Here is a 12,945-nt window from a genome sequence, read left to right on the forward strand (position 1 = left end):
CGGCAATAGTTAGAGTCATAATATTAATACCTTCATCTGCTAGAACTTTTAGTGCGTTCTGAAGATGCCCAGGTTTATTTTCTAAAAAAAGTGACAGCTGAGTTACATTCATTGTTTTCCTCCATCCCATTATAAATTATATTAGTTGCCGCTTATCAATCACACGTTTTGCCTTGCCTTCACTGCGCTGCAATGTACTTGGCTCAACAAGCGTAATCTTTGCACTTATTCCAAGAGCACTTCGTATACGCTGTTCAATACGTTCAGCAAGCCCCTTTAAGGCACCAAGCTCATCGGTGAATATCTTTTCATTGACCTCAACCATTATTTCAACATCATCAAGAGCCCCCTTGCGGTCAACAATAATCTGATAATGCGGTTCTGTACCTTCTATTTCCATCAGTACTGCTTCTATTTGCATAGGGAATACATTGACACCGCGAATAATAAGCATGTCATCACTTCGACCAGTAACTTTTTCCATCTTAATCAACGTTCGCCCACATTTGCACGCATCTCGATAAATTCGTGTGATATCTCTTGATCGGTACCGTATTACTGGGCATGCTTCTTTTGTCAGGGATGTATAGACTATTTCGCCTTTTTCACCTTCTGGCAACACCTCTCCTGATTCAGGGTCTATCACCTCAACATAAAAATGGTCTTCAAACACATGCAATCCGGACTTCTGGCTGCATTCACATGACACGCCGGGGCCAATCACCTCGCTTAATCCATAGATATCATATGCATCAATACCCATACGGGTTTCAATCTCTTTGCGCATGCTTTCCGTCCATGGCTCTGCGCCAAAAATGCCAGCTTTTAACTTTGTTTTCTTAAAATCATATTCAGGCATTTTCTTTTCAACAAAATCAGCCATATTTATGGCATATGATGGCGTACAGGCTAACATTGTGGTTCCAAAATCTTTTATCAACATCAGCTGTCGCTCAGTATTGCCACCCGAAATTGGTATAACCGTTGCACCTAACTTTTCAGCACCATAGTGTACCCCCAACCCTCCTGTGAAAAGACCATAGCCATACGCTACCTGGATTATATCCTTTTCGGTACCTCCTGCTGCTGCAATAGTACGCGCCATAACTTCAGCCCATACTTCAATATCGTTTTTTGTGTACCCAACAACAGTAGCATTTCCTGTTGTCCCTGATGAGGAATGTATACGAATAACCTTCTCCATTGGTACAGCAAAAAGCCCAAATGGGTAGTTATCGCGCATTGCCTGTTTCATCAAAAACGGTACATGCTTTAAATCATCAAGAGAAGAAAATTTGTCAGGATTAAACTTTGCTTTGTCAAATGACTGGCGATAATATGGTACATTATTATACGCATGTTTAAGCGACCACTTTAAACGCTCAAGCTGTAGTTCTTTCAATTTTTTAATATCCATTGCTTCATATTGTTTATTAAACATTGCCTGCTCCTTTTTTATGGCTATTTATTTTTTACATCCAAGAAAGTAAAATGTATTTATGTTTATTAAAATTGTCAATAACCTTGCAATTGCAAGGAAAAAATTTTAAAATTTAATTGAGTTTTTTATTATACCATTTGTATACTTGAACAATTCATGCACGGTAATTTTAATTCATCTTTTAGGGCGATAGTTACTGTTACAAGATGCATGCATACAAATATATTTATGGTTAAGATTATTCTAACACATTTGATTGCAATTACAGTGAGGAGATTACGCCATGAAATTCCGTATACTATCAGTAATTGTTTCACTTTTTATTTTTGCTGGATTATTGCATGCTGATGATTACCTTGAAATGCTGAAAAATGGCACCTGGGAACAGCGAATTACCGCGATGTATACCCTAGGTTACTCAGGGAATAAAAAGGCTTTTTGGTATCTTGTTAAGTATCTTGACCAATCATTCCAATCGGATAATCAGAGTCTTGCTGTAAGGGTACGACAAGCAGCTGCTATTTCCCTTGGAAGGCTTAAGGATGATAGGGCAATTCCCTACTTAGTTGATCGATATAAAAAAGAAGAAAATACCGAAGTAAAACGCGCAATTCTTTTTGCACTTCGTTTTTTCAAGCCAACACCTGAAGCAATAGCAGTAGTCAAGCAGGGCCTGGCTGATTCCAATAAGGATATTAAATGGGAAGCACTCATGGCATCCTGTGCATATTGCGACAGTTCCCTATCAGGGGAGATTGGTCAACTTGCACAAAGCGATGACCCAGAAATTAAAGTAATTACTGCATATATTCAGTATATGCTAAACCAAAACAAACAAGAGAACGAATCAATTATGCGAAAGTCATTAACACATAAACAGCCACTGGTGCGTTACTGGGCATCGCATTTTCTTACCAAATCAGTTGGCACTGCCGCACTTGAGGATATCATGAAAGCACTGGAGATAGAATCTGTGTGGTGGGTTGCAAACGAAATGGAAAACAGCATCTATATACTTGCTCGTAAAAAGTTTAATGATGAGATGGTGGAACAACTTGGATCTTTCAGATTTGTTGTAGATAAAAAAGAAAAACAAGAACAACAAAAGTAATAGAAGCTGGAATAAAAGCAGTTGTTACGTTTATCGCATGAGCATTTGATTAAAACATTTTCTCATATATAACAATAACGCTACATACCGTGTCACTCTTGCTCAATGAACAATACAAAATTTGAATTTAAAATGCCATTTTAAAGCAATACCAATTATTCAACTTACTTATCAATTTCTAAAAGAAAATTTAAATGCATATTTCCCAACAATATTTTCAATTGGGATTGTCCCAAATAGCCTGCTATCGTCTGGCTGGTCCCAGTTGTCATTCAATACAAATATATGCCCATCAGGAATTGTTATTGCATTCATGTTATCCCTGCTTACAAAACGCGAGGGGAAAAACCTTGTATCAGTGCTTTTAATTTTCCATCTTGCTGTTGCTTTAATGCCATTTATATACAGCTGTTTATTTATAATTTCAACAGTTTCACCCGATTTTGCAACTACTCTGCTTACTAGATTACCCGCATGAGGGCTTTTATAAAGAACTATAGAACCTGATTCAATTCTTTTAGTTTTATAAAACCATACGTAGTCAGTAATCTGTAGCGAAGGTTCCATTAGACTATTACTGATTTTTACAGGAACAAAAAAAAGTCTAATGACAATAAACCCTATTATAACTCCCAGCACCACAAACAGGATTTTTGCATAGATAGTAAATGAATTTTTCTGATCTATCATACGTTGAGCTTTGTTGCATAGTAATTATAGAGATTCAAGAGCTTTTTTAAACTGAGGTATGGATTTTTCAATCACCTTTTCAGGCACACAGAAAGCCAGCCTGAAATATCCAGGCCCACCAAATCCAACACCTGGAACTGCCAGTATATTGAAATTAAGTAGATGCTTCACAAACACTACATCATCTTCCAGAGGTGATTTACAGAACACATAGAATGCTCCTTTGGGTTTAATAAATGAATACCCTGCTTTTTGTAACCCCTCACAAATCATATCACGCCGTGTAGAATATGCTTTTACGTCAACGATATCAAAAGCAATTTTTTCTATCACACGTTGCATGAGTGCCGGAGCATTCACAAATCCAAGTATTCTGTTACATAATATTAGTCCTGCCATAACTATATCAGCTTCGGGCATAGATGGATTTATCGCAACATACCCTATCCGCTCACCTGGTAGCGACAATGTCTTTGAAAATGATGAGACCACGATTGAATGCGCATAATGAGACAGAATGCTTGGCACATCAGTATTATCATAGACTAACTCCCGGTAGGGCTCGTCCGAAAGTAGATAAATTGGTTTGCCATATTTTTCTGAATAGCGTTGAAGCAACGCGGCCAGCTTTGTTATATCTTCATGTGAATATATTACTCCGGTTGGATTATTAGGAGAATTTATGAGTACTGCCCGTGTTTTTTCATTGATTGCCTTTTCTATTGCATCAATATCCAGTGTAAAATCAGATTTGGTTGGAACAAGGTTAATAACACCATTATGATTAGCTACATAAAACCCATACTCCACAAAATATGGTTTAGGCACTATTACCGCTTCGCCAGGATTTAATATTGTCTTCAATGCAACATTGAGGCCTCCAGCTGCACCACAGGTAAGTATAACATAATCGCCACTGATATCTATGGAATGGTCCTTAGCAACTTTTTTTGCAATGCTTGATCGTGTCGAAGCAAATCCTGCATTTGGCATATACCCATGCGCCTTTGGTTCCGGTTGCGATGCTAAAGTTTGTAATGTGGTGAAAAATGATTGAGGTGGTGTAACGTCTGGATTTCCTAAACTAAAATCAAATACATTCTCTTCGCCAAATTGTGCTTTAAGACGAGCCCCCTCTTCAAACATTTTTCTTATCCATGAGGACCGCGTCATAGCTTCAGCAATATAGGTAGCAACCGACATGATAACCTCTCAAAATAATTAATAATGAACTTTAATAAATTGTACTGAAGAATATTACAGCATGCAATATTTTTATCAAGTGTTTTTTATCTTGGATACATATAAAAACAAGCAAATTAATTTTTTCCATGCTTATTATTCATTCCTTTTTTTGTTCACATAAATATTAATTAGCAAAGAAGTGACATTACATTTTTTCAACAACTACCTATTATTCTAATAGCAATTTTTTAGGGTTTAAACCCATATTATATGAATATTTATAACTTTAGGTATGAATATTTATTTTATTTGCAAAATTGCATCAACTCTTATAGAACGAAACATCCTCAAAATATCGGATGGTATATTTAGTATCTCACATTTCTTTTGGTGCTGGATTGTACTTTTTTTTATATCTATCAAAAAAGCTATCCCAGCCGAATCAATATAGTTTAAACCAGATAGATCAATTGTTATATTGTCAGGTTTTGATAAAAATACATTTTTTACATCCTCCCGTAAATTATAGGAAGAGTAAAGGTCAAGATCCCCTTCAATTTTCAAAAGATAGCCTGATTCACTTTTATTAAATGAATAAATCATATGTTGATTATACCACTAATTATGTTACTGTTCTGATTTTCGGACATATGTGGCAACTCATTGAGCAATTTATACATACATTAGCGGGTACAGAGAAGATACTCATAGGTGAACATATCACCTACAAATTGCCGTAATATTTCATACTCATCTTTTACATTTACAGTACTGTTAAGAATAAACTGCAATTTGGGAGTCATGCAACACCCAAATATATCATTGTAAACACCTCTGTGTACCGTATACCCCCACCTTCTTGCTACTTTTTCAAGATGTGAAAACTGTATAGTAAATTCACTATGCCCAAACAAACGTATCTCATAAGGATTAAATGTGGGACTCACAGTAATACATTCTTTGAAATCGCCCTGTGATTCTGATTCGCAACTGTGCTCACTAACATATATATATCTGGTTTGTGCCTTGCACATCTTTTCAACTGCAAGGAGTGCTCCAAGATTAATATTGCATGGTATGGAGTATATTTCAAGATTGTACTCGTCAATAAATCGTTTGCATTGCTTTATCTCCCATGATTCTGAAGTTTCCAGTACTTCCCGTGTAAGATTACACACTGTAATAAAATCTCCAAAAATTTCATTGCAAATAATAAGATCAGCTTTTGACAATATTTGAGCATCTATATCAAGAAAATCCGAAAGTATAAACGTAGCGTTACCCTTCACATTTTTCTTTTGTTCATCTAGCATTGCTGGTGAAATATCAACCATTATAACCTTTGATTCTTTAAGGCATGTTAAAAAATCCTTCATCAGATAACCATATCCACCTCCCACTTCCATTATTGTCCCAATCTTTTTCATATCTATATATTGAGATAGAAATTCAAACAACAATGTTCCATACGAGGCATTCTTCTTTACAATCTGCCTGCAGGGACTGTTTTCCGGATAGAGCATATTACATACCGTAAGCTCCCATCCTAAAGTGGTGATGTGCTCTTTATGGTATGCGCGTGTATCATTTATATGGATCATATAATAATACCATTTTCAGGGGGCTGCGAATGCGACAGTAATATAGAGTATACAATGAGGCATACTATCAACAGAACAATTATAAAAATAGCTATAATTTTTATTTTATCTTTTGTTGGCAACAATTTAAAATTTCCAACTGCATACCAGTATGAATACAACTTTTCAATAATGTGTTTTATTATGCTTTCACTTAAAAACTTCTTTTTTTGCTTTTTTCTCAATGAAAGATCAAATACAGCATCAGAATACAATCCCGGGTCGTCCGGGTTTGCCAAAAATGAATAACCACAGCGGCATCGCACTTTTACTATTCCAGAATCAATTGGGAAGCGGAGTTTTATACCACAGGAAGGGCATGGTTTGATAATATGCATGTGAAGAACCTAAAGAATATCCTTTGCTCTGGCCATTAATTCGGGAATATCACTATAAAAATTTTCCAGCTGTACATCATGCAATCCTAACAGATTGACAGCATCCTGATTCAGCTCATGGTATAATCCATCGCTTCCTATACCAATACCTGCCATCAGGCAAAGTGTATTTGCTATATGAACTATCGATACTATCTTTTTATGTTCATCAGGAGCATTCATTGGTTCATGGTGATACCGTACAATAGATTGCAGCACTCCAGGGAATTTCCACTTTATTGTTACCTGTTGCCCAATCTGCTGATGGTCAAACCCCATTACTGATTTTTCCGCTTCCTGAAATGTTATATTTTTTTCAGTTACAGTAGCAAGTATTTCTTTAAAGGAGTTCTGTACAAAAAGAGCAAGGACAGTTTTCCCAACATCATGAATTATTCCACCTGTGAAGGCAATATCAGCAACCGTTTTGTGGTTGCATTCCGTTGCAATTTTTTTTGCAAGCATGGCAACTGCAACACCATGTTTCCACAATTCACCCCGCGCCAGGTCATACCCCACAATAACTTTGTTCAATACAGCTTTTGTGGTAGCAAGTACAACGATATCTTTAACCTCTTTAAGTCCTAAAATGACGATAGCCCTGTCAATTGATGAGATTTCCTTGCCTTTGCTAAAATATGCTGAATTGCACAGTTTTAATATATTAGCGGTGATGGCCTGATCTTTAGCAATTTCATCGGCAACTTGCTTGAATGATACATTAGGGTCATTGACCATATTAATTATCTTGCTTACCACATCAGGTAAAGAAGGTAACTGATCAACATTCTGAATTATGGACTGAATTCTTTTTTGTATATGTTCATGCATAATTATTATCTCCAATCCATCAATCAAACCTTATAATATATCTGTTCCTGGCCATTGGCCTTCACCTTTAGTCTCCCGTCATCAAGAAAAAAGTCAATAACCCTGCCCGAACTACCACCAACATCCTCCGCTACAATAGGAATGCCAAATTTTTCCAATGCTTTTCGCGTTGCCTCAATGTTATTTTCGCCAATATTTGCCAAGGTAGTAGTCGATTTAAATTTAAACATTGATGCGCCACCAGCAATTTTTGCAGACATAAATTCCTTTTTGCAGCCTTTTTTCAACAGTTGCTGCACAAGTATAGGTATTGCTGTATCGGCATACTTTTCAGGGTTGCTATCGCCTGGGTTTTTGGGCAGTAAAATATGGGCAAGACCCCCTATTTTCTTATTTCGCTCATAAATACATATGCCTACACAACTACCAAGAATTGTGCGCATGATAGCAGGGTTTTCTGCAACTGCCAGCTGTGCAACACCAATGTTGATAAGATTATCCATCCTTATCTACCAATAGTAAAAAAATTGCCTTAAGCTAAAATATTATCTTGATAAAAAATTACTTCATTATGTATATTTGTCAAGGCAAAACATATAATTTGATAAATTAAATTTTGAAAGGCATACAACATGTCGGTTTCCCGCATCAACCACAGCATCCACCATATAGATCCAAACAGCAAAAATCAAACCGGTAATATATATATAAATATTTTAAAAAATGAATTTATAATGCTTAATAAAGAAATAATCATTCCAAAAATACCTGTATCACATTTATCGTACGATGACGCATTTCCCATAGTTCAAACTATTATTCCCTTCATCCCTTTGTTTTTATTACACCACACGTTGCTTAATGAGCGAAACCCTCAACATGAGCTTCATAGCCTTCATTTTGCCACCTTACTTGAAGGTACACTAATTAATTTTTACCATGTATTACGTATTGATTTTAAATTTGGAGGCGATAGCTCAACAATAATAGAACCCGGGAACAATGACTACTACCCTTCGTACCGAACAAGCAGGCTCTATTATAAATCACGGCTTGTACCAACACTTAAAATACCTTCACCACCAATAACTCCAATAAAGCTTATACAATCAATTACTACCGAATCAGACCAGTATTTTCATACTTACGCAATGTTTGATGATATTGATACATCTCATATAACCAACAAGTTTATAACAATGTTGCCTGACATCTTTTCAATACCGGCTCATCTATACCCTTTTATAGTTATGGATTACTATACTGCATGTATGAATATCCCCAACCCTCTGCCTGAAGAACTTACTACCGCAATTACAATTTTTGAACCGCTATTTTTAGTCATAGCATCGCGCTGTATTCCAATTGAATCAATTATTCAGATAAAAGATGTTATACAAAGTTTCCCCGAGCTTCTTGAAATAAAAGATCAAGAGTTTATCCCAACCAACAACCTGATCCACATAGCAAAAGAATACTTTGGAAGATATTCGCTCAGCCGCGATGAGCAATGCATGGTGAAAGGATGGTGGCAGATTGGTATCAAATAAATTTCCATTGCTACTTCTGATTGTCCTGTTGAGTACATGTACTGATACACCACTACAAATAGTGAGTGCACGATGTGGAAGCAGCGTAGCAATGAACGGAGCTATCGTCAATACATCGCTAACCTATACGTTTAATCCATGTACTCATTGCAGGTCATGGAAAGATATATGCAACTATATCTATTTTCAGGGCGATACTGTGTGCTTCAGCATACAATGTAACCAAAATATTGAGCATGCGGTTATAACAGCATATTTTGAAAACCCTTTAACCCACACAACGTATAAAGCTGAACGAATAGAAAAAATAAAAAACACCGTATATGGCTTTTCACTTGTGGGTAGCCTGATGGAAAAAATATTTTTTGATACTATTAACGCACGCCATTTGTTTACCACGATGGCACTTCCTTTTTCCGTTCACATCAACATCGCACTGCACAACAAGAAAGTACACTATGCGCTTTCAGATACCATACAGTTGCAGTTTATCAAATAATATAATTTTGAAGAATAGCATTATATTTGTCGAAGAATGTAATAAAACAAGGAGTCTTTTAAAACATCAATGAGGAAACATAAAAAAAGCAACATGTATGTCCGCTTCTGGGGTGTGAGAGGCTCTATCCCTACTCCAGGGAAAGATTTTATTACTTATGGTGGTAACACTTCATGTGTGGAGCTGCGGTGCGGTTCTACTATTCTTGTTTTTGATGCTGGAACTGGCATACGAATGTTGGGCAAAGCGTTAACAAAGGAATTTTCTTCAAAGCCTGTTGAGGTTCACTTATTTATAAGCCATACTCACTGGGATCATATTCAGGGCTTCCCATTCTTTGAGCTGGCATACAATAAACAGGCTTCTATTTTTTTTTACGGAGGTCACAGTGTCTCTACGCTTGAAAAGCTTATTTTAGGACAGATGGACAGAGAGTATTTCCCTGTAACCTTATTTGAACTATCATCCAACATACATTTTGTTGAGCTATCGGACAACCCTTTTACTATAAATGATATCACCATTTACTACACACATCTTTTCCATCCGGGATTATCATTGGGGTTTCGCATTGAATACAACAGCCATGTGTTTGTTTATGCCAACGACAATGAAGTATTAAACGACCCTGAATTAGGTGACTACAATCTGAAAAATATTGGCAATCTTATACATAATGCGGATATCCTTGTTGCTGACTGCCAGTATACCCCTGAGGAATATGCAACCCATATAGGGTGGGGACATTCATCAGTTGAATCCGTTGCACGTGTTGCATCTTGCTTTAATGTGAAACATTTAATCACATTTCATCATGATCCCAACCATACTGACCGCGATATCACCAGAGCTATCAAACAAGCCCGATCCCTTTCACTTCCAATAAAAATATCTGCTGCAAAAGAAGGGCAAATTATTTATATTTAAAAAATATTGATTTTATAATTTCTTTATCTACTGTGGCTGGTGTATGAAATCAATTGTATTGCACAACACCTATCTTTGCATGCGCCATGCACAAAGTGAAGCCAATGAACAGCACATTATCAAAAGCGATCCTGCTACAGCTATAGGCAGCTTTGGGCTGACAAAAGAAGGGGAAAAGCAGGTTTTACAGGCGATAGTTACTGATAAGAGGCTTTGTTCTATTACTCACATCTATTCATCGGATTTTTTGCGTGCATATCAAACGGCAGAGATTATTGCAAGGTACTTAAACAATATTCCAGTTATCACTGATTCAAGACTTCGCGAGCGTTATTTTGGCCAGTTTGAAGGCACAAATAGCGAAAATTATCATATAATTTGGGATATGGACTGCAAATTAGAAAATACTACTGACTGCTATGATGTTGAACCCATTCATGCAGTTGCAAAAAGGATGTTGTCATTTTTGCAAGATTGTGAGAGAATTCATCGTCACCATACTATACTCATAGTATCACATGGAGATCCTTTACAAATTCTATATGCTATTGCAAATGGACTTGCACCACAACAGTTTACATCATTACCGCATTTTGCAAATGCTGAGATACGACAATTACCAAAAACATTTGCCATTCAGGAGGAATATGCATGACACACTCACCCTGGTTACCTTTTTGTTATCAGTATGGTATTTTTACAGTATTTTTCATTTTCACTACAACGGTAGCAATTAAAAAACAGGTTATTTCGATTTCACATCCAACTGAACGACGGATTCTTTTTGAAATTATAGCCGGCTATCTCTTTTTTATAATTTTCCATGCTTCAATGATCATTCTGGCTGGAGTGTAAGTATGATTAAAGGTACTATACTTGATTTTTCAATTATTGTATTTTATTTTCTTTTTATATTAGGGTTTGGCACTTTCTTTGGCAAATATGTGAAAACCACAAAAGATTTCTTTTTTGGCGGGCAGCGGTTTACCTGGTGGCTAATTGGCTTTAGCTGTGTAGCTACTACAGTGGGATCCTACAGTTTTATTAAATATTCAGCCGTTGCATTCCAATATGGATTTTCTTCAACTATGACATATCTCAATGACTGGTTCATATTGCCCTTATTTGTATTTATATGGCTACCAATTATATATTACTCGCGAATAACTTCAATACCTGAATACTTTGAAAAACGTTTTGATAAAACCACGCGCACTATTAGCGTTATTATTCTTTTGATTTACTTATTAGGGTATATAGGTATTAATCTATACACAATTGGAGTTGCCTTCAATGCCATGTTTGGCTGGGATGTAATGGTCACTGCCATACTAATATCATTTGTTTGTGCAGTATACATGCATGCCGGAGGCCAGACATCTGTTATCATGACAGACCTTGCACAGGCACTGCTGCTACTATCAGCTGGATTTTTGATTTTTTTTCTTGGAATAGATAAAATAGGCAGTCTATCATCATTCTGGAATTCATTGCCATATCAATTCAAATTACCGTTTTCCCCTTTTAATTCACCCCCTGATTTTAATTTTGTAGGCATCTTCTGGCAGGATGCCTTCGGCAGCTCAATGGCATTTTATTTTCTAAACCAGGGAATTTTAATGCGTTTTATGAGTGTCCGTTCTCCCCGTGATGGAAGAAAGGCAATGTTCCTAGTATGCCTTGTTCTTATGCCACTTGCTGCGTTTGCTGTAGCAAATGCAGGCTGGATAGGCCGCTCTATGCAGCAATTAGGTTTACTTCCTGATACCCTTGACCCCAATCATATTTTTGTTGATGTAGCATTTGCAATCACTAAACCCGGTATCTTTGGTTTTATTATGGCAGCTTTGATAGCAGCACTCATGTCAACAATAGATACATTGATTAACGGCGTTGCAGCTATAGGCGTTAATGATATTGTAAAAAAAATTGTTCCCAATAAAGAAGATAGATTTTACCTCACATGGGCCCGTACCATTTCACTTGCAGCAGCAATCATTGGTGTGGCTTTAGTACCACTTTTCATGCAATTTAAATCAATATATCTGGCACATGGAACATTTATTGCTGCAGTTACTCCACCAATGATTGTCACAATACTGTTTGGCATCTTGTGGAAACGGTATACCACTCAAGCTGCCACCGCTACTTTAATTGTGGGCAGTATTGCAATGCTTATCTCCATTAAATGGCCCGGAATTTTAACAATGTTATCACATGGTGTTGCTCCTGAAGGGCTGCAATACATGAGAGCTTTATATGGACTAATTGTGTGTACTGCCATCAGTATTGTAGTGACAGTAATTACCAAGCAAAAAGAACTATCTACTATTCCCGGCCTTGTTGTAGACAGTATCTATGATGGTAAAGTGTTATTCAAAGGTGGCCAACCAGATGATTTTGACGAAGGTAAGATTGTACATTGTTATATAGCAGAAACTAATGAAGGTGTTTCCTTAAGCACAAAAATGATGGAATATCTACAGGCAAAACCAGGAGATATCCTCTACATTGCTGATGAACGCTGGTGGTTAGGTGGCTTGAGATCTATACATGCTAAAGCCGGTATCCCTCATCAGGGGGATGATAATGTTATTTTTTTAGGAACTGAACTTATTCACCAGGGAAATTTAGATGTAAACAGGCGTGTATCTGTGGTAAAGATTATTTAACCTATAATACAACTATTTTTTG

General features: G+C 36.6%; 16 protein-coding genes. 7 read left to right on the forward strand and 9 right to left on the reverse strand.

Features of this window, described 5'->3' with window-relative positions:
- Together N3F66_07165 and N3F66_07170 are read right to left on the reverse strand one after the other, a co-directional pair.
- The coding region (locus N3F66_07165) for an amino acid-binding protein (protein MCX8123930.1) at nucleotides 1-112 on the reverse strand (112 nt) is incomplete at its 3' end.
- A 24-nt stretch (nucleotides 113-136) separates the two neighbouring features.
- A complete protein-coding gene (locus tag N3F66_07170; GenBank protein MCX8123931.1) occupies nucleotides 137-1,441 on the reverse strand; it encodes a phenylacetate--CoA ligase in 1,305 nt (434 codons plus the stop codon).
- A 283-nt stretch (nucleotides 1,442-1,724) separates the two neighbouring features.
- Here N3F66_07170 and N3F66_07175 point away from each other — a divergent pair, with 283 nt between their 5' ends.
- Nucleotides 1,725-2,552 carry a HEAT repeat domain-containing protein gene (locus N3F66_07175; protein MCX8123932.1) on the forward strand — a complete coding sequence of 276 codons (828 nt, stop codon included), beginning with the start codon at nucleotides 1,725-1,727 and terminating at the stop codon, nucleotides 2,550-2,552.
- Between the two features lie 171 nt (nucleotides 2,553-2,723).
- Here the strand turns inward: N3F66_07175 and lepB are convergent, their stop codons facing one another.
- The 7 genes from lepB to N3F66_07210 form a co-directional block, all read right to left on the reverse strand.
- Entirely contained in the window at nucleotides 2,724-3,242 is a 519-nt protein-coding gene (gene lepB / locus N3F66_07180; GenBank protein ID MCX8123933.1) for a signal peptidase I, read from the reverse strand.
- A gap of 24 nt (nucleotides 3,243-3,266) precedes the next feature.
- Nucleotides 3,267-4,445, reverse strand: coding sequence for a pyridoxal phosphate-dependent aminotransferase (locus N3F66_07185; protein ID MCX8123934.1), 1,179 nt, complete (start codon nucleotides 4,443-4,445; stop codon nucleotides 3,267-3,269).
- Between the two features lie 282 nt (nucleotides 4,446-4,727).
- Nucleotides 4,728-5,030, reverse strand: a complete 303-nt coding sequence (locus tag N3F66_07190; GenBank protein MCX8123935.1) for an STAS domain-containing protein — start codon at nucleotides 5,028-5,030, stop codon at nucleotides 4,728-4,730.
- 80 nt (nucleotides 5,031-5,110) lie between these two features.
- Nucleotides 5,111-6,028, reverse strand: coding sequence for a class I SAM-dependent methyltransferase (locus tag N3F66_07195; GenBank protein MCX8123936.1), 918 nt, complete (start codon nucleotides 6,026-6,028; stop codon nucleotides 5,111-5,113).
- A complete protein-coding gene (locus N3F66_07200; protein MCX8123937.1) occupies nucleotides 6,025-6,405 on the reverse strand; it encodes a hypothetical protein in 381 nt (126 codons plus the stop codon). The genes N3F66_07195 and N3F66_07200 overlap by 4 nt, the downstream gene beginning before the upstream one ends.
- Nucleotides 6,406-6,414: 9 nt before the next feature.
- Nucleotides 6,415-7,275 (reverse strand): HDOD domain-containing protein, encoded by an 861-nt coding sequence (locus N3F66_07205; GenBank protein MCX8123938.1) that lies wholly within the window; start codon nucleotides 7,273-7,275, stop codon nucleotides 6,415-6,417.
- 23 nt (nucleotides 7,276-7,298) lie between these two features.
- Nucleotides 7,299-7,778: a chemotaxis protein CheD gene (locus N3F66_07210; protein MCX8123939.1), complete on the reverse strand. Its 480-nt coding sequence runs from the start codon at nucleotides 7,776-7,778 to the stop codon at nucleotides 7,299-7,301.
- Nucleotides 7,779-7,907: 129 nt separating this feature from the next.
- Here N3F66_07210 and N3F66_07215 point away from each other — a divergent pair, with 129 nt between their 5' ends.
- The 6 genes from N3F66_07215 (at nucleotide 7,908) to N3F66_07240 (ending at nucleotide 12,923) form a co-directional block, all read left to right on the forward strand.
- On the forward strand, nucleotides 7,908-8,825 hold the full coding sequence (locus N3F66_07215) for a hypothetical protein (protein ID MCX8123940.1): 918 nt from the start codon (nucleotides 7,908-7,910) through the stop codon (nucleotides 8,823-8,825).
- Entirely contained in the window at nucleotides 8,812-9,324 is a 513-nt protein-coding gene (locus tag N3F66_07220) for a hypothetical protein (protein MCX8123941.1), read from the forward strand. Before N3F66_07215 ends, N3F66_07220 begins: the two co-directional genes overlap by 14 nt.
- A 69-nt stretch (nucleotides 9,325-9,393) precedes the next feature.
- A complete protein-coding gene (locus tag N3F66_07225; GenBank protein ID MCX8123942.1) occupies nucleotides 9,394-10,251 on the forward strand; it encodes an MBL fold metallo-hydrolase in 858 nt (285 codons plus the stop codon).
- A gap of 43 nt (nucleotides 10,252-10,294) precedes the next feature.
- Nucleotides 10,295-10,906 carry a histidine phosphatase family protein gene (locus N3F66_07230; protein MCX8123943.1) on the forward strand — a complete coding sequence of 204 codons (612 nt, stop codon included), beginning with the start codon at nucleotides 10,295-10,297 and terminating at the stop codon, nucleotides 10,904-10,906.
- Nucleotides 10,903-11,106, forward strand: a complete 204-nt coding sequence (locus tag N3F66_07235) for a hypothetical protein (protein MCX8123944.1) — start codon at nucleotides 10,903-10,905, stop codon at nucleotides 11,104-11,106. Before N3F66_07230 ends, N3F66_07235 begins: the two co-directional genes overlap by 4 nt.
- 2 nt (nucleotides 11,107-11,108) lie before the next feature.
- On the forward strand, nucleotides 11,109-12,923 hold the full coding sequence (locus tag N3F66_07240; GenBank protein MCX8123945.1) for a sodium/solute symporter: 1,815 nt from the start codon (nucleotides 11,109-11,111) through the stop codon (nucleotides 12,921-12,923).
- Nucleotides 12,924-12,945 lie beyond the last annotated feature (22 nt).

The organism is Spirochaetota bacterium, assembly GCA_026414805.1.
Lineage (GTDB): Bacteria > Spirochaetota > UBA4802 > UBA4802 > UB4802 > UBA4802.